Below are 17,367 nucleotides of genomic sequence, written 5' to 3'. Positions count from 1 at the left end.
ATATGGTGGCGACGTGCTTGCCGCCCTATCTCACCAAAGACGGGCCCGCCGGAATGAAGGCCAGCTGTCGGGGACCGGCAGGGAGCCAGTCAGCGACTGACGTTGGGTCGTTTGCCGGAATGCCGCCGTCGAGGAACGAGAAGGCACTGGCTGGGTGTTGATGGCCACATCGGGAGGTGAACCCATGGAACCGCGCGCCAAGAAACAGGAGAACCTTTCCCGACTCGAACGGGCCGCGCAACAGACTGCTGACCCAAAAACTATGGAACAGAAGGCGAAAAAGCCCGAGGAAAAATTCCGCTTCAGCCTACGCAAGGAAGACGTCTGGTGGACGGTTGGTTTCGCTGCCGCTGCCTTGCTGCTTTTTGGCATCCAAGTCCTGATCAATTGGCGCTTAGAATGGCTTGACGCGCCTTTGCGCGTTCGCGTGCTGAACTACGTCAGGGGCGGCCTTCTCATTTTCGTTATGCTGACCGTTGCGAATGTTATCGAAGTCTTTCTCATTGGCCGAATTCCCAATCGTGTTTCGCGCTTCAACTTGCAACGTATTTTTCGATTAGTCGTCGTCGTCGCCATCGTCTTCGTGGCCATTTCAGTCTTATTTGTGAACTGGTACACTGCGGTTGTTTCACTCGGCCTGATTTCACTGATTCTCGGCTTTGCGCTGCAAATGCCGATCTCCAGTTTCATCGCGTGGATTTATATTTTGGCCAGGGCGCCTTATCGCGTTGGCGACCGCATTCGCATCGGCGATGCCCATGGCGATGTCATTGATGTCAGCTATCTCGACACGACATTATGGGAATTTGGCGGCGAACATCTTTGGACCGATCATCCGAGCGGACGCGTCATCAAGTTTCCGAACTCCACCGTGTTTGACACGCCGGTCTTCAACTATTCCTGGCCGCTGTTTCCCTATGTCTGGAACGAAATCAAGTTTCAGCTCGCTTATGAAAGCGATCTGGAATTCGTAGCGAAAACCATGAGAGAGGTCGTCGACGAGCAGATCGGCGACATCATGAGCCAGAAGGTGAAGGTCTATAAGCACATCCTGTCGCAAACGCCGGTGGACGAACTCGAAGTGAGGGAGCATCCCGCGGTTCATTTTCGCGTGGGTGAAAACACCTGGCTCGAGGCCATCGTGCGTTACCTCGTGCCGCCGAAGGAAGCGGGGCGCACCAAAACACGCTTGATCAAGGAAATGCTGGCGCGAATGAATGCAAAACCCGATCGCGTGCTGTTTCCGAAGAGCAATTTGAGGTGAACTTCCTCAGGCCACGCCGCGCGGAGCCACCCCGCCCGCATCGCGGCAGGCTGATGCATCTGGAGCGCCTATGATGAAGCCGACCGGATCCACCGAGGCAGTGAGGATCGAGGACCTTGACGACGCGGGGCTGGTTGAACACGCGCGACAGCGTGACCCCGCCGCATTCTGGTTAATCATCAAGCGTCACAATCAGCGGCTTTACCGGGTCGCCCGCGCCGTCCTGAACGACGACACCGAGGCCGAGGACGTACTTCAGGAGACCTATATCCACGCCTTCACCCATCTGGCCGAATTCCGCGCGGAGGCGCAGCTGTCGACCTGGCTCACCCGGATCGCGCTGAACGAGGCGCTGGGACGCCGCCGGAAAAGGCGGCCCACCGTCGACGTGAAAGCCATCGAGGGCATGGTCGCTCCGTTCAGCGCCCACAAGCCTGATCCCGAAGAGGCGGCCGCTCTCGCTGAAATCCGCAGCCTCCTGGAGCGAGCCGTCGGTGGCTTGCCAGAGCCCTTTCGCATCGTCTTTGTCATGCGAGACGTCGAGGAAATGAGCATTGAGGAAACTGCTTTTCTCTTGGCATTGCGACCTCAGACGGTGAGCACCCGTCTTTATCGCGCACGCCGGCTGCTCCGCGAGGCGCTGCGGGACAAGCTCGCCACCGTGTTCACGGATACGTTTCTCTTCGCTGGCGTCCGTTGTGACCGCCTCGCGCAATCAGTCTTTGACCGGCTCGCAATCCGCCTGGTTCGAAAGGATACTCATCCGTTGAACACGGCGACTGAGCGCACGTAGACGCCGTTCACGCCGAGATTACGCCGGCTCCTTTCGCGGGGATGTTGTAGCGGGACGCGGGAATATTTTGGCGGCCCGGACCATCTAATCATCAGGCAAATGCACTCGGCGCCGCGGTGCTGACAGCGGCGTTGAATCAACAAACATAGGAGACCGCCATGCAGGGCGCACTTCACCTATCCCGGCGTCAGTCGCTTCAGGGACTTGTCGTACTCGGTGCCGGAGCGGCACTCGGCGGAATCGCACGGTCTTCTCCGGTATTGGCACAGGACATATCGGACGAGGACATTTTCCGCTTTGCGCTCAACCTCGAATATATGGAGGCTGAATACTACCTCCGCGGCACCACCGGAATGGGCATCGACGCAGCCGATGTTGGTTCGAAACCCGGCGACGTCGTTGGCGGCAAGCAAGTCTCCTTCGAGACGCCGGCCATCGGCGAATTCATGCAGGAAGTCGCCGAAAATGAACTCGCGCACGTCCGCTTCTACCGCAAGACGCTTGGAACGGACGCTGTTGACCGGCCGGCGATCGATTTCGATGCCGGTTTCAAGGCCGTCGCGGAAGCGGCGGGCCTCGGGTCGGACTTTGACCCCTTCGGCAACGAAACGAACTTCGTTCTCGGCGGGATGTTGTTCGAGGATGTCGGCGTCACCGCATATGCCGGGGCGGCGACAGTTCTGAAAAACAAGGACTTCCTCGCCGCCGCCGCAGGCATCCTGGCGGTCGAGGCCTACCACATGGGCATGGCGCGATCGACGCTATACCGGAAGGGAGAGGAAGCCTGGAAGGTCGCCAACGCCGTTTCCGACGCCCGCGACAAGATCGACGGATCGAAAGACAAGGACCAGGGAATCCAGGTGGACGGAAAAGCCAACATCGTTCCGTCGACGCCCGATGCGATCGCGTTCACCAGAACGCCGCAGGAGGTGCTCCGGATCGTCTACCTCACCGACAAGGACGGAGTGAGCAAGGGCGGCTTCTATCCGGAAGGGATGAACGGCACGCTCAAGAGCACCTGAGCGCACTGCGACGAGGGCTGCTCTTGGAGAAAGACCATGAGTAAAGATGATGATGTGAACCACGGATCGGCAGCTTCAAGCCGAGCGCTGTCTCGCCGCAATTTCCTGAAAGTCTCTGTGACCGGTGCGGCGATTGCCAGCGCCGGCGGCCTTTCAGCCTGTATGACTGGACCGATGGCAGCCGGAAAGACAACCAAGGCGCTGGCGCTGTACCAGGACACCCCAAATCGTGGCCGACGCTGCGGTGGGTGTACTCACTTCCGAGAGCCAAACGGGTGCGAGATCGTTGCCGGTGCAATCAGCCCAAATGGCTGGTGCCGTTTTCACGAGCCGCTGCCGGCTTGATGCAACAAATTGCGGTCTCCCGCCTTATGTCTCGGGCGGGAGCAACGCGACGTCATGGGGCGCGAACCGGACATGCGCCGAGCGGGTGCCGAACGCGAACCTTCCACCCTGTTGCGACCTGCGCTGGTACGGGTCGGGATCTTTCGAGCCGGGGGAAATATCTCATCGATCCGATTGATTGGATGGCCATGATACAGCACCTACAATTGAGATCCCGCCAGCAGCGCCACCGCTGACGCGGGCGCGACGATGCTGGCTTCGCCGCGAACGGTGTCATCTGCGGGGATGATCTCGGCGAAATCGACGAAGCGGCGTTCCATGCGTTCGGCCAGCCGCCTGATCTGCCAGCGGCCGGTCCCGGCGCCGACGATCGGCGCATCCCGGGCAAGGCACCCGGCAACCAGAGACGCTGCGTCGTGGATCTTGCGCAATTGCTGTTCGCTGAACCAGCGCGCGATTTCATGCCATTCCGGCAGGGTCAGCTCGGTGGCGTCGCGCCCGATCATGCGCGCCAGCCGCGCGATCGAGCCATCGATCGTCTTTTCCTTGCCGTCAGCGGAAGCGTGCCTGTCGTCCTTCTCGTCGAGCACCCCCAGGATCCGGTGCGCGTCGGCGATCGAGGCGAAATACTCGTTCATCAGCGGTGTCAGCCTGCCGCGGACGGGGGCCGACGAGGCGACACCGAACAGGAACGTCCTGGTGAAGCCGGTGTAGACCAGTTCGCCGCTCAGCAGCCGTCCGGCATCGGTGTAGCCGTCATTGGCGACGGCGCCATTTCTAATGGCGATAATGTCGGTGGTGGTCGAGCCCATGTCGACGAACAGGGCATCGCCGGCGAGCTTTGCCACCAACGACGCTGTCGCATGCCAGTTGGCGGAGGCGACATCGGCGCTCAGCCGCGCTGCCTGCTCGACCCCGACAAAGCCGGACGGTCCGGCATAGATCAGGTTTTCGCCTGGGACCCGCGCTGAAATCTCATCCAGCAGGGCCGCGACACCGGCGTCGCGGGAGGGAAAGATGTCCGCCAGTTCGCCGGTCATGGTGAATGCGTTGAGATCGGCGCCCGCATAGATCGGAGCCGTTTCCTCGAATGCCGAGGTCAAGGTATGGAGCCCTAGCCAAAGCGGCGTGGCGATCGTTACTGCCTCGACGATGCGGCCGTCTTGCGCACGCGTCACCTTCAGATGGGCGCCGCCAACATCGAAGCCGGCAACGATCCTCTTTCTTTTTTCCACGCTTCAAGCTTTCATCACGGTTGGTCAGGGCAGTTGGTCAGCGAGAAAAAGAACGTTGCGTATCATCCCGGTTCTCGACCTGAAAGGCGGCGAAGTGGTGCGCGCCCAGCAAGGAAAACGCGATCGCTACAGGCCGATCGTCACGCCGCTCAGCCAAACTTCCGACGTCATCGCGGTCGCTGAAGGCCTGCGCCGGCTTTACCCCTTTCCGACCTTCTATATCGCCGATCTCGATGCCATCGAAGGCGGAACGCCAAACAGTGGCGCGCTTGCCCGGCTGAAGGCGATGGCGGAGCCGCCGGAGCTTTGGGTCGACGCCGGTTTCGCCGATGAGAATACCCTCTCGGCAGCACTTGCCGAGCCCTGGCTTTGCCCGGTCCTGGGTTCCGAATCGCAGCAGGACGACGCGCTGTTGCGGCGTTTTTGCGCTCATCCGGAGCTTATCCTGTCGCTGGATTTCTTCGACGATGGGTTTCGCGGTCCGGCATCATTTCTCGACGAGCCGGCGCTTTGGCCGCAAAAGCTGATCGTCATGACATTGGCCAAGGTCGGTTCCGCCTCCGGTCCCGATTTCACGCGGCTCGAGGCGATCAAGGCGAAGGCTGAAAGCCGCTCCGTCATCGCGGCCGGCGGGGTGCGCAACGAGGCTGACATTCGCGCCCTTTCGTCACTCGGTATCGCCGCGGCGCTGGTTGCGACCTCGCTGCATGACGGCACGCTCACGCCGGGGCACCTCGCAGCGCTTGTCACCTGACAAACGCTGGGCACCTGACATTCGTGTGGCCTCGAACTTCGGCCGCGGAAACAGGGCCTTGTAGAGCGGCGGGCCGTCAAGTCGATCGTCTCGCCGCTCTATCTCTTTGCTGGAGCATCGGATTCCCAAATACCGGTTCTCAACCCTCGGATCAGGCCCGAGGGCAGTTTTTGGTCCGGTGCTCTAAAGGCCCAGAAGCTTTTTCAGGCGACGCAACAGACCATCCGGCTCCGCGGAGGGTTTTGCCTGTGCGGGGCTGTCTCTTGTCTAAGCCGCGAACGGATGCTTCACCTGGTCCCGCTTATCCGTGGCTTCGGCGGCCGTCGGCGTTCCTGCAACGGCGCGTTGGATGGCTTCCTTCGTCGCTTCGTAATTGTACTTCTGGATCTTGGCGTCGTCGGCGGCGTCCCAATGGATGAAAACGCCGACGCAGATGAACAGGTCGTCCGCCTCATTGGCAGGAATGGTCCCATCGGCGACGCTGTCCTGCACGGCCTTTGCGACCGCATGCTGGGCCGGGCCGAACATCTGCACGGCCTGCTTGGCGCCCTTGATCGTGACCTTGTTGAACATCACGGTGTTGGGCTTGCACTGAAGATTGGGCGCGATCACCGCCAAAAGGGAGGTAAAGCCGTCCTTGTTGTTGGTCAGCGCGTTGCAAAATGCTGTTTCGACTGCGCTCCCCCGTGGGCCGATGAGCAGGTCGACATGCGCCACTTCGTTGCCGTCTCCTACGAGCGATTCACCGACCATTACTTTCGAGATCTTTGCCATGCCAATTTTCCTCCAAGACACAGTTATGGTGTCCAAAGACGCCGCAAACCGAGCGAGCGCTCGATGGACAGCTATCCTTGTTGGCAGCGCCCGGGGATCCGGACCGGTTGGCTGGATAGCCGCGGAAGCCCAGCTTCCGCTCCTGAAAGTCAACCACCAACGTTGCGATTATGCAAGCTGAACGCCGAGGGTGTGGACTAAAAGAGTAGCCACGGTCAGGTCGGCCGAGGTGCCGGGGTTGACGTTGTCCGCTTTCAGCCGGCGGTCGAGCTCCATGAGCAGACGAATGCGTGACGTCTCGTCGTCATTGCCATGCAGCGCCGCTTCAACGGCAAGAGCTTCTTGCCGCGCCTGATTTGCGACTTCAGCGCCATGGTTGCGCACCACATGACTGTCAGGGAAGCCGGCGAGAAACGCCATATAGGCGAACACCGTTGGCCACATGCCGCCTTCGCCGCGCGCCAAGGCGGCCTGCAGAGCGGCAAGCCCGACGCCGAACACGTCGCCGAAACCGGTAACATACTGGCGGGCGATCATGTCGCGTTCGGCCGCCTCCCGCATGGCTTCGAGCAGATGAACCTTCGGCTCCTGCCGCACATCGTTCGCCGCCTCTCCGAGGCCGCCCGGCGCGGCGGCGACGATCGCCTCGAACACCGCCCTGGTATCGTCCATGCTCATCGCGCGCAGCACCTCGTCGAGATTGTCGTGCAGTCGATTGTCGTGGACTCGAGCGCCCGCCATTTCGGCGGCGCATAGCAGAGGCCCTGCCAGAAGGATGATACCGAGATTGGTATTGGTCGCGACCGCCTGGCGTGTCGCGCGGACCGCTTCCAGCATGCGCTGTCCGACCGGCAGGCGAGAATCGGTCAGCGGGACGGACGAGACCTCGGCGCTGGTCATGAACTGGGCAGCGGACATGCCGTGCCCGTCGGCGAACAGATGGACGTTGCCCGGTTTCAGCGCCTCGATCTCCATCCGGCAGGCGTCCTTGTAGGCAGCCCGGAGGCGTTCTCGCGAAAGCGCCATGCCGTCGGTCACGAATTCGCCGGCGCGGTGAGGCGGTAGGGTCGCGCCGCCGCCGCCTCTGCGCGATCAGCTGGGCGATCAGCCAGGAATTTCAGCAGGGCGTCGGCAATCGCATCGGCGATGTTGACCGCGACCACCGATTGAAGCCCGGACCAGGCGGGCATGCTGTTGACCTCCAGCACCAACAGCTTGCCGTCGGCCGCCGGCACGATATCGACGCCGGCGAAATCCGCTGACATAGCGGCGGCGGCGGCCCTTGCCAGCGCCGCCAGTTCGGTTTCGCCATGCAGCGAAAGCTGCCCCGAAACCAGTTCGGGCACCGCCCCGCGATTGACGTTGGTGATCCAGTCGTCGCCGCGGCGGCTCATCATCGCCAAAACCTCGCCGGCGCAGACGAAAACGCGAAAATCGCGGAAAGGCGGGCCGGGTCGCGGCACGTAATGCTGGAGATAGTATACGCCGTCCACCTCTTCGTCGGCGGGGAGGTCGGACAGTGTTTCGATCAGCCGGATGCCGCGGCCCTGGGCGCCGAAAAGCGGTTTTAGCACCAGCGACGTGGACGGCAGTTCGCGTCTGGCGACCGCTTCGGCCATGGCAAGACCCTCGACCGCGAATGTCGACGGCGTCGGCAGGCCGGCATTCTTCAACAGGAAGGTGGTCATCGACTTGTCGACGCAGCGTTCTATCGCCTGCGCGGAATTCCATACCGGAATGGAAAGCTTGCCGAATGCGTGCAGCACGCCGAGACGCCGGGTGACCGCTTCGAACGATCCGGCGGCGATCGAACGGACCAGCACGGCGTCGGGCAGCGCGCCGTCGAAACCGGGGATCGACAGTCCGCTCGGGCTGCCGGTGTCGAACGCGATCGCCGCCAGCGGCACGGTTGCGACCACGGCGCCGCGCCGCTCCAGCCTTGCCGCCAGGCCCTTGGAGCGGGCGTCCGAGACGTCGCTGACGATCAGGATGCGAGGGATCATGTCACGCCTTGGATACCGGTATACGGAAAGCCGGAACGAATGCCCCGGCAGGCGGATGACAGACCGATCCATTGCAGCGCCATGGTCTAACCGAGGCTCCGTTCGAGCATCTGCAGATCACGCTCGCCGGCGCGGAACGTATCGCCGGTCTCGATCGCCGTGACGATCACTTCGGCCGGGCTGAACAGCAGCGGATCGATGGCATAGAAATCTCCCTTGAACCGCTTGAAGACTTCGGCGAAGGGGTGGCCGTGGTCGCGCGAGGCGCGGCTCGGCAATCGCTCCGCGAGTTCGCTGGCGTCTTTCGCCGAGCCTTTTACGAAGAGCTGGACGCTGCCGCCATAGATGATGGCGTCGTTGGTTCTGCCCATGGCGGTCAGAAAATCCGGATGCGGGGCGGGGATGGGCGCCGTGCCGATGCCGTCGACAACGTTCTCCAGCGGAAATTTGAGATCGTTGGTCTTGTGCAGGGCAACCTCGAGCGCGCGCGCAACGATCTGCACGCCGCCCGCCAGGCTTTGTGTCGGCGCATAGAGGAAGGTGAGCTTTTCGGGTGCCAGTCCGGTTGCCCTGCCGACCTTCTCGACGATCGCCTGGGGCGGCGGTTTTGCCGTCTCCAGGATCAGCACGGCGGACGACGCGGTGTCGCGATAGGAGAGTGTTTCGAACAGCGGTTCGACGGGGGCGAGCGCCCGCGCCGGTCCCGATCCCATGGCAAAATAATCCTGGCTCGACAGGTTCCAGCCCGCATACTGGCTGCCCAGGCAGGCAAGCACCGGCTGCGACGACCGCACTTCGATGGTGAACGGCCATTTTGGCGACGCACGGTCCATGCACACCGAAATGCTGCCGAGGCCGCCCATCGCGGCTTCCGCCATGCGCAGCCCGGCCTCGACGCCGCCGGCGGCCTTGGCGCCGGCGTCGATCAGGCACTCGCCCAATGGCCCGGTGGAAACGCCGATACGCAGGCGTTCGGCGTCGCCGATCATGCCGTCGATGATGCGCTGCGCATTGTCGTTGAGGAATGCCGAACCGTCTTTCATGTCCGGTCTCCTTCCCATTGGTGTTGCAATCGGCTGGCTTGTCCCTTGATCAGCCGCCTGGTCAGATCGGCGCTCGGACCGCGCGCGAAGATGGTGCAGACCGGATCGCCGGCGATCAGTCGGGTGCCGGGCGACTGATGGTCGGCAGTCCATTCAGGCCAGGCAATCGATGGAAAGCGGGCGATCGGCGCCGCCGCATAGGTCACCATCGATGCCATCGAATCGACGAAGCGCGGCAGACGGTATTTCTTGCCCGCCGCGGCGCGCAGATGCGCTTCGATCAATGGCGCGTCGGCATCGTCGAAAATGTCGAGCGTGGCGCCGGGCCGCGGATTGATCTCGATGAGCTTGTAGCCATCCGGCCCGCGAATGAGATCGGCGCTGCACAATCCAACCAGGCCGGCGCGACGCGCCAGACCTGAAAGCCAGCCGCGGATCATCGCCGCCCGTCTGCGATCGAAGCGCCTCAACCGCACGGCGCCGCCATAGCGATAGGGCGCTGCCGGGGCAGGCGACGCCCATTGTTGGCTGAAGCCGACGATGTCAGCGCTTTGGCCGTCGCTGACGAACAGGGCCGAGACACTGCGGCCGGCAATGAAACGCTGGAAATAGCGGCCGCCAGGAGCCTGACACTGTAATATCGGGGTTTCTCCAGCGGCCCGTCTGATATGCGCGCCGCCGGCGCCGCCCGCTGTCTTGACCACCCAGTTCTCCGGATCGGGCGGCGGGTCCCATCGGAATTCCGGATGCGGGATGCCGAGTTCGGCGCAATCGACTGCCAGCAATTGGGGGTCCTTGATCCTGCGGATCGCGACGCCGCTGTTGCCGGCGAGCGGAAAATGGCGCGCGATCTCGTCGACGGTCTCCGTCATCCGCTCGAAGCCCGAGCCCAGGACAATGGCGACCGGCTGGTCGTCTCCGGCCAGTTGCCGAAGCGTCTCGATGATGCGCAGGCCGTCGATGCCGCCTTGCAGGTCGCCCGGCAGCATCGTCGCGCGCTCGGCAAGCGCGACCGTGTCGGTATCGCAAAAGAAATCGGCGACCAGCGGACGATAGCCGGCGCGGCGCGCAGCGGCAGCCAGCGCCCGGCCTGAAATCGCCGCGATCAGCAGAGATCCGGCGTTATTTGGCAGTCTCGCGTGCAAGGGAAAATGCTTCCTGAAAATCGAGGGTGATGGTTTTTTCGGATTCGATCATTCTTTTGAAGAGGCCGAATTCGACCTTGTATTTCACGTTGCCGATGGCGAGCGGACCAATGCCGACAGCTTTTGCCGCTTCGAGCGGATCGCCATTGGCATCGACGGCCACGCCTTCGATGCCGGCCGGCGGGACCGCATTGACGTCGGCGGCAATGAGCAGGCCGTCGCCTTTCAACTGGGCTTTCGAGACCACCTGGACGCCGGCCTTGGCGCACGCCAGGATCACCTCGCTCGCCTCGACCAGCTTCGTCTTGCGGCCGTCGCTCGATCCGTCGGCCGCATCGACGGCGATGTTGAACCGGCTTTTGATCTCGGCCGCGATCTGCTTGACCCTTTCGATGCCGTCATGGCCGACAAGCGTGACCCGGGCGCCTTCCCTGGCGGCGATGACGGCGGTGCAGAACCCGACGACGCCGGTGGCGCCGAAAACAGCGATCCTGGTATCTTTCAGCCCGCGCTCGAATTTCTTCTCCAGCGCTTTTTCGACCTTGGCCACCATCGCCGCGGCCGTGGTGAACGAGCCGGCCGGATCGGCGAATACCGAAACCTGGAAAGGCGGCACCATCGCTTTTCGCGCTGCGTCGAACATGTCGAGCGCCAGCGAGGCGTCCTTGCCGGCGATAAAAATGCCGGTGTCGACGCCCGCATCGGGCGGGCGCGAAAAGATCGCGTCCTGCACGAGGCCTGTCACCTCTGCCAGGCTTACATCGACATAGGGGACGACGGCGTCGAAACCTGCATCGAGCGCCATATTCACGTCGAAAGGGCTCATATGCTTCAACGGCGTCAGCATGTGCAGGATGTGTTTGCGGGCCATTTCTCGCCTTTCTTCTTGAACCTGATCGTGTTGGCCAGCCGTCAGCTGCCGACGAGATCAAGTCTGGTCGAACTGATCTTCGCGCCGGAATTCCTGCCCTTGACGATCCTGATCTCGACGCCGTCTTCAACTGCCTGCTGAACCGCACTGACGAAGCTGACTGCAGCGTCTTGCGATGAGGCGAAGGCAAACCCTGTCGGCCCCCACGAACTCTGGCCGATGCCGACCGCGCCTGCTTCGTTGAGAGCGTGGGCAACACTCTCGACCCGCCTGGAGGTGAACACGCCGCCTTGCGCCGGGGCGAAATGGGTGCCGATCAGCATCTGGATCGCGGCGACGGCGGCGCCGAAGGCTGGCAGGTCGTGCTCGACAAGAGCCGGCATGATGCCCATCAGCACCCGCCGGCAGATCTCACCGCTGCCGGAGGCCGGGAAGGGCGGCAGCGAACGAAACGCCGCGATCTCGGCATCGCCATGCAGTCCATGCCCGCCATGGTCGAGGATCAGGATGACGCGCCACTCTTCCGGGAACGGCAGTCGCGCCACGACCGGCGGCGGCCTGCCGCTGTCGTCCTTGCCGGCGTCGACAATGACGCCACCGTTTTCGAAGCTGGCGATGCCGATGCCGGATCGTCCGCCGCGATCGAGCAGGGTCGCATCGCTGCCGATATCGAGAGGCAGTTTGTGGAGCGTGCGCAGCGCCGCGGCGACGGCAAGGGCGATCTGCGTGCCGGAGCCCAGGCCGGCATGGCTCGGGATCGACTGTTCGACCACCAGACGGTGCTGACCGCGAATGCCGAGATGGCTGCAGAGCGTCGCCAGATGTTCGCCGGCGCGACGGCTTTCGGCGCCTTCGACGATGGTCTCGCTGGACCGTGACAGGGTGACGACGGTTTCGGGTTCGCTCAGCGGCAGCCCGACGCTGCCAAAGCGACGCCCGGTATCGCCGTTGAGATCGAGGAAGCCAAGATGCAGGCGGGCGGGCACTTGTAAGGTAACAGAATTCGACATCTACCCCCCGATGGGTGCATCATAGACGCATCATGGAAGTTTAGGTGCCCGTCGCCATGATAGCTGTTTTCGTCGAAGGGGCAAGCCGCAGAGAGTGCATTCGTTTTATCTTCTTTTGGCTCGGCGCGAGAACGGACCGGGCAATTCGCGGAGGTCGAGATGAACGAGACGCCCAAGGAAAAGGTCTATTCGGAAGCCGAGATTGCCGACCGGCTCGAGAAGGAACTGCCGAAATGGCATTACGAGAACGGCTGGATCCGGCGCAAATATAAGACCCACAGCTGGAAATCGACACTGATGGTCATCAACACGGTCGGCCATCTCGCCGAGGCGGCATGGCACCATCCCGACATCACGGCTTCCTATGCCTGGGTCGAGGTGCGCCTGATGAACCATGCGGCCAAGGGCATCACCGACAAGGACTTCGAGCTGGCCAAAAAGATCGAGGAGGTCGTCCAGTGGCAGCCGGCCCGGGAAGGCGGCGCGCTGGAAGGCACTCCGCCGACCGATCAGCGCTTCGCTTACATCAAATATGATTAAGCGCGGTCGGAATTTGTTGATGGCGTAAGAAAACATTCGCTAATCTGCTGACAGGCGGGGTTCACGGCCAATCCAGTTTCGTCTAGGATCGGGCCGGCACCAGAAAGTAGCGTAGTGAATGGCGGTTGCTTGGATCGGCAACCGGGAAACGCTGGTCGAGCGCGCGGCCGCACATGCCGCCGCGCTGTTGGGGTCAAGCCGGTGCCCGGTTTTCAGCCTGGATACGGATATACACGGCACCAGGGCGGCGATCGCTCTGGCTGAGCGGGTTGGCGCGGCATATGATCATGCCGATGGCGCGGCAGTTTCCCGAGACGCCGCGCTTTTTACCGACAAAGGCGCGATGACCGTCGCGCCCGGCGAGACGCGCCGGCGCGCCGATGTCGTGGTGATCGTCGGCGAACTCCCGCAGATCCATCATCAATTTGTCGGCGAGCTTGCCGAGACGGTTCCCGATCTCTCGGCCCCCGATCTCTCGGCCAAGAATCAGCGCGAGATCTTTCTGGTCGGGTCGAATGAAACGTCTGCGCCGCGGTTGAGCAACGGGCGGACGGCGACGCTGCTGTCCTGCGGCGAGGCAGGCCTCGGCGCGACGCTGGCGGCACTGAGGGCGCAGTGGAGGGGGCGCCAGACATCGCAGCCGGTGTCGAATTTCAACGATTTCGCCAAAGCCCTGGAGGCTGCGCATTTTCCCGTCTTCCTGTTTTCAGGCGACGCAACCGACGGGCTGGCGCTGGAGATGCTGCAAGGGCTGATCACCGATCTCAACCGCAAGTCACGCGCATCCGGCCTGCATCTGCCGGCGAGCGAGAACGGATGGGGAAGCGCGCTCGCCTCGACCTGGATGACCGGTTTTCCGCTGCGCACCGGCTTTGCGCGCGGCTTCCCGGAGTTCGATCCCTGGCGTTACGATGTCGCGCGCATGATCGCTGCCGGCGAAGCCGACCTGCACCTGCGGATCTCGTCCTCGATTGTCCAGCCGAAGAAGAAAAGGAACCGCATGGCGCTGATCGCCCTGGCGAATACGCATGAGCCGGTCGCGGGTGCTGCGGTCACCATCGCCATCGGCGAAGCGGGCGTCGATCATCAGGCGGTGGTCTATTCCAGCCGCACCGGATCGCTGCGGTCGGTCGACGCGCGCGCGGCGTCCGAACTGCCCTCCGCTGCGACCGTTGTCCGGTTGGTTGCCAGTCATGTCTCCGCCGAGGCGGCGTTGCCATGCTGACGAAAATCGCCGGCGGCGACATCATCGATCCGGTCAACAGCCGTCTCGGCAAGGGCGACCTGTGGATCAGCGATGACAAGATCGTTGCGGCGCCGGCGGGTGGCGCTGCCGACCGGACCATCGACGCTGACGGCTGCATCGTCATGGCGGGCGCCATCGACATCCATTCCCACATCGGCGGCGGCAACGTGAATACGGCACGGCTGCTGTTGCCGGAGCAGCACGCCGCGCACCAGGCGCGGCCGGCGACGACGCCGCTCTCCAATGCCGGCTGGTCGACTTTCCAGACCGGCTGCCTCTACGCCAAGATGGGTTTCACCACGGTGGTCGAGCCGGCGATGTCGCCGGGAGCCGCGCTTCACACCCATCTCGAACTGGCCGACATCCCGATCATCGACAAGGCGACGCTCGCCATTCTCGGCAACGACGATTTCCTGCTGTCGATGATCCGCGACGACGCCTCCTCGCAAATGATCGAGGACTATGTCGCCTGGACGGTCGCCTCGACGCGGGCGCTTGGGGTCAAGGTGATCAATGCCGGCGCGGCGGCCGCCTTCAAGGAAAACGTCCGCACCTTCTCGCTGGACGACGTGGTGCCTTCCTATGGCGTCAGCTCGCGCAAGATCGTCAAGACGCTGCAGGCGGCCGTCGCCAGCCTTGGCGTCCCGCATCCTCTGCATGTCCATTGCAACAATCTGGGCAGCCCCGGATCGGCGGACACGGCGGCCGCGACGATCGCGGCGGCGGAAGGATTGCCGCTGCACCTCGCCCATCTCCAGTTCTATGGCTACGGCACGGAAGGCAAGCGCAGGTTTTCCTCGGCCGCGGCGCGCCTTGCCGAACTGGTCAATGCGACGCCGGAAGTCACCATCGATATCGGCCAGGTGATGTTCGGCCAGACGGTCACCATCTCCTCCGACGTCATGCGGCAGTTTTCGGCGCGTGGCAGTGCGCAACCGAAGAAATCCGTCATTCATGACGGCGACGGCAATGGCGGCGGCATCGTGCCCTACCGCTATGGCAAGGATTTCTATGGCACGATGCAGTGGGCGATCGGGCTCGAGCTTTTTCTCCTGATCGACGATCCGTGGCGTGTCTTCTTCACCACCGATCATCCCAACGGCGCGCCCTTTACCGCCTATCCGGCCCTGTTCGAGCTGCTGATGAGCCGGGAAGCGCGCACCGAAATGATTGCCGGACTTCCAAAATCCGCCATAGCGCTCTCCACCCTGGCCGCAATCGACCGCGAATACACGTTCGAGGAAATCGCCATCATGACGCGTGCTGCCCCGGCCAAGCTGCTCGGGCTGACGGATCGAGGCCATCTCGGCGCCGGCGCTATCGCCGATATCGCTGTCTACCGCAGGGAGGACAATATCGCGAAAATGCTGGGGCAGGCGGCGTATGTCTTCAAGGATGGCGATCTCGTCGTGCAGGACGGAGAGATCACCCATTACCGCTGGGGCAAGGCGCTCAGGCTCAATCCGCCGCCGGACAAGGCGATGCTGCGGCGCTTGGAGGATTATCACCAGCAGCGCTACGGCCTGTCGCTGGACTGGTTCAATTTCCCGGAATCGGCGATCGCGCGAGAACAGCCATTCGGCGAGGTTGCATGCCGAACGTGAGCGTAAATGGCATAGTGATCGACGATACCTTTGCCGAGGCCTTCGGCATGCGCGCGACCGCCATCATCATCACCGCGCCGAACCGGAAATGGGCGCGCCAGGCGGCGATCACCATGACCGGCTTTGCCACCTCGGTGATCGGCTGCGGCTGCGAAGCGGCAATCGATGTCGAACTGGCGCCATCGGCCACACCGGATGGCCGGCCCGGCTGCCGCGTGATGATCTTTGCGATGGGAACAGACGAACTGCAGAAACAACTGCTCAATCGCGTCGGCCAGTGTGTCTTGACCTCGCCGGGTTCCGCCTGCTTCGCCGGACTGCAGGGCAGCGCCGAGCTGAAGCTCGGTTCGGCGCTGCGTTATTTTGGCGACGGCTGGCAGATCTCCAAGAAAATCGGCGGCAGGCATTTTTGGCGCGTTCCCGTCATGGACGGCGAATTCCTGTGCGAAGCGACGACCGGGCTGACGAAGGGCGCCGTCGGCGGCGGCAATTTCTTCGTCATGGCTGAAAGCAGCGCCAGGGCCTTGGCTGCCGCCGAGGCCGCGGTTGCCGCGATCGGCCTGGTGCCGGGCGCGATCGTGCCGTTTCCGGGCGGCATCGCTCGTTCGGGTTCCAAGATCGGCGGTAAATACAAGGGCATGATTGCCTCGGCCAACGAAGCCTATGCGCCGACACTGCGCGGTGTCGTCAGGAGTGAGCTCGGTGCCGACATCAACGCCGTCCTGGAAATCGTCATCGACGGCGAGACCAACGATGCCGTTGCCGCCGCGATGAAGGCCGGCATCAAGGCCGTCATCGAGCTTGGGCCGAAGCGAGGCGCGGTTCGCATAAGCGCCGGCAATTACGGCGGCAAGCTCGGCAAGTTCATCTATTCGCTGAAGGATATGCTGCCGTGAAAGCGCTGACCTTCACCCTTGTCGCCGAGCCGCCCGAGCGCCTTGACCTGTCGGCGCTGACGCCGGAGCGGCTTGCCGGGATCGAAAGGCGCGATATCGAAAAGATCCAGATCGGCACGTCGAAGCATGGCTCGAAGGTCGGCGATATCTTTCGCGTCGCCGGCAACGATCCGCTGGACATCGTCTTCGAAGGCGGCAGCGCGCGCCTCGACCGTGTGGCGGAAGCCATGCGGGGCGGTTCGGTTCGCGTCGTCGGCAATGCCGGCGCCCAGGCCGGGCACGCCATGCGCGGCGGCATGCTCACGATCGAAGGCAATGCAGGCCCGCATGCCGGCTCCGGCATGCGCGGCGGCAGGCTTGAAATAACCGGCAACGCCGGTGATCACCTTGGGGCGCCGCTCGCCGGGGAACTGGCCGGCATGAATGGCGGCGTGCTGATCGTCAGGGGCAAAGCCGGCGCTTTTGCCGCCGACCGCATGCGGCGCGGCCTGATCGCGGTGCTGAAAGGCTCGGGCGACAATGCCGGCAGCCGCATGATCGCCGGCACGCTGGTGGTGGCCGGCGGCACCGGCGAGATGCCCGGCTATCTGATGCGTCGCGGTTCGATCCTGCTCGATCGCGCGCCGAAAAGCCTGTCGCCGAGCTTCGTCGAATGCGGCGCGCCGGAGAGCGTCTTCGCCGCCGTCATCGATCGCCATCTGATCGCAAGTGGTATTTTGAAACGGCCGCTGCTGGGCAACGCGCCGCAGAAATACGGCGGTGACAACGCGGTGCTTGGCATGGGTGAGGTTCTTTTCCCCCGCTGAGGCGTGCTGCTGACGC

18 protein-coding genes are annotated in these 17,367 nt (G+C 63.2%); 10 read left to right on the top strand and 8 right to left on the bottom strand.

Features of this window, described 5'->3' with window-relative positions:
- Positions 1–184 precede the first annotated feature (184 nt).
- From AC0L2C_RS04930 to AC0L2C_RS04915, 4 genes are all read left to right on the top strand, one after another.
- Positions 185–1,264, top strand: a complete 1,080-nt coding sequence (locus AC0L2C_RS04930) for a mechanosensitive ion channel family protein (RefSeq protein WP_473522857.1) — start codon at positions 185–187, stop codon at positions 1,262–1,264.
- A gap of 70 nt (positions 1,265–1,334) precedes the next feature.
- Positions 1,335–2,057, top strand: a complete 723-nt coding sequence (locus tag AC0L2C_RS04925; protein ID WP_473522856.1) for an RNA polymerase sigma factor — start codon at positions 1,335–1,337, stop codon at positions 2,055–2,057.
- A gap of 158 nt (positions 2,058–2,215) precedes the next feature.
- Positions 2,216–3,079, top strand: a complete 864-nt coding sequence (locus AC0L2C_RS04920; RefSeq protein WP_473522855.1) for a ferritin-like domain-containing protein — start codon at positions 2,216–2,218, stop codon at positions 3,077–3,079.
- A 36-nt stretch (positions 3,080–3,115) separates the two neighbouring features.
- Entirely contained in the window at positions 3,116–3,424 is a 309-nt protein-coding gene (locus AC0L2C_RS04915) for a twin-arginine translocation signal domain-containing protein (protein ID WP_091593897.1), read from the top strand.
- A 200-nt stretch (positions 3,425–3,624) separates the two neighbouring features.
- On the opposite strand, the gene AC0L2C_RS04910 is transcribed toward AC0L2C_RS04915, so the two are convergent.
- Positions 3,625–4,659 (bottom strand): hydantoinase/oxoprolinase family protein, encoded by a 1,035-nt coding sequence (locus AC0L2C_RS04910; protein WP_473522854.1) that lies wholly within the window; start codon positions 4,657–4,659, stop codon positions 3,625–3,627.
- A 55-nt stretch (positions 4,660–4,714) separates the two neighbouring features.
- On the opposite strand from AC0L2C_RS04910, the gene AC0L2C_RS04905 reads away from it, so the two are divergent.
- Complete coding sequence (locus tag AC0L2C_RS04905; protein WP_473522853.1) at positions 4,715–5,413, top strand: HisA/HisF-related TIM barrel protein; 699 nt, start codon at positions 4,715–4,717, stop codon at positions 5,411–5,413.
- Between the two features lie 267 nt (positions 5,414–5,680).
- Here the strand turns inward: AC0L2C_RS04905 and fae are convergent, their stop codons facing one another.
- From fae to AC0L2C_RS04870, 7 genes are all read right to left on the bottom strand, one after another.
- Positions 5,681–6,187, bottom strand: a complete 507-nt coding sequence (fae, locus tag AC0L2C_RS04900) for a formaldehyde-activating enzyme (RefSeq protein WP_023797737.1) — start codon at positions 6,185–6,187, stop codon at positions 5,681–5,683.
- A 168-nt stretch (positions 6,188–6,355) separates the two neighbouring features.
- Positions 6,356–7,225, bottom strand: coding sequence for a triphosphoribosyl-dephospho-CoA synthase (locus tag AC0L2C_RS04895; protein WP_353830853.1), 870 nt, complete (start codon positions 7,223–7,225; stop codon positions 6,356–6,358).
- Positions 7,222–8,190 (bottom strand): ATP-grasp domain-containing protein, encoded by a 969-nt coding sequence (locus AC0L2C_RS04890; protein ID WP_287062185.1) that lies wholly within the window; start codon positions 8,188–8,190, stop codon positions 7,222–7,224. Before AC0L2C_RS04890 ends, AC0L2C_RS04895 begins: the two co-directional genes overlap by 4 nt.
- Before the next feature lie 86 nt (positions 8,191–8,276).
- Positions 8,277–9,233 carry a methenyltetrahydromethanopterin cyclohydrolase gene (gene mch / locus AC0L2C_RS04885; protein WP_473522852.1) on the bottom strand — a complete coding sequence of 319 codons (957 nt, stop codon included), beginning with the start codon at positions 9,231–9,233 and terminating at the stop codon, positions 8,277–8,279.
- A complete protein-coding gene (locus tag AC0L2C_RS04880) occupies positions 9,230–10,378 on the bottom strand; it encodes an ATP-grasp domain-containing protein (protein WP_473522851.1) in 1,149 nt (382 codons plus the stop codon). The genes mch and AC0L2C_RS04880 overlap by 4 nt, the downstream gene beginning before the upstream one ends.
- Entirely contained in the window at positions 10,356–11,249 is an 894-nt protein-coding gene (locus tag AC0L2C_RS04875) for an NAD(P)-dependent methylenetetrahydromethanopterin dehydrogenase (RefSeq protein ID WP_287062181.1), read from the bottom strand. The genes AC0L2C_RS04880 and AC0L2C_RS04875 overlap by 23 nt, the downstream gene beginning before the upstream one ends.
- A gap of 41 nt (positions 11,250–11,290) precedes the next feature.
- Positions 11,291–12,259 carry a beta-ribofuranosylaminobenzene 5'-phosphate synthase family protein gene (locus AC0L2C_RS04870; protein ID WP_287062180.1) on the bottom strand — a complete coding sequence of 323 codons (969 nt, stop codon included), beginning with the start codon at positions 12,257–12,259 and terminating at the stop codon, positions 11,291–11,293.
- Positions 12,260–12,418: 159 nt separating this feature from the next.
- On the opposite strand from AC0L2C_RS04870, the gene AC0L2C_RS04865 reads away from it, so the two are divergent.
- From AC0L2C_RS04865 to AC0L2C_RS04845, 5 genes are all read left to right on the top strand, one after another.
- Positions 12,419–12,799, top strand: a complete 381-nt coding sequence (locus AC0L2C_RS04865; protein WP_287062177.1) for a 4a-hydroxytetrahydrobiopterin dehydratase — start codon at positions 12,419–12,421, stop codon at positions 12,797–12,799.
- Between the two features lie 118 nt (positions 12,800–12,917).
- Entirely contained in the window at positions 12,918–14,024 is a 1,107-nt protein-coding gene (locus tag AC0L2C_RS04860) for a molybdopterin-binding domain-containing protein (RefSeq protein WP_287062176.1), read from the top strand.
- Positions 14,018–15,649 (top strand): formylmethanofuran dehydrogenase subunit A, encoded by a 1,632-nt coding sequence (locus AC0L2C_RS04855; RefSeq protein ID WP_287062174.1) that lies wholly within the window; start codon positions 14,018–14,020, stop codon positions 15,647–15,649. Before AC0L2C_RS04860 ends, AC0L2C_RS04855 begins: the two co-directional genes overlap by 7 nt.
- Positions 15,637–16,545: a formylmethanofuran--tetrahydromethanopterin N-formyltransferase gene (fhcD, locus tag AC0L2C_RS04850; RefSeq protein ID WP_128173308.1), complete on the top strand. Its 909-nt coding sequence runs from the start codon at positions 15,637–15,639 to the stop codon at positions 16,543–16,545. Before AC0L2C_RS04855 ends, fhcD begins: the two co-directional genes overlap by 13 nt.
- Positions 16,542–17,351: a formylmethanofuran dehydrogenase subunit C gene (locus AC0L2C_RS04845; RefSeq protein ID WP_128173307.1), complete on the top strand. Its 810-nt coding sequence runs from the start codon at positions 16,542–16,544 to the stop codon at positions 17,349–17,351. The genes fhcD and AC0L2C_RS04845 overlap by 4 nt, the downstream gene beginning before the upstream one ends.
- Positions 17,352–17,367: the final 16 nt, after the last annotated feature.

The sequence above is a fragment of the Mesorhizobium sp. WSM4845 genome, from assembly GCF_055811455.1.
Note: the sequence above shows the minus strand (reverse complement) of the source record. Positions and strands in the feature narration are given on the sequence as shown.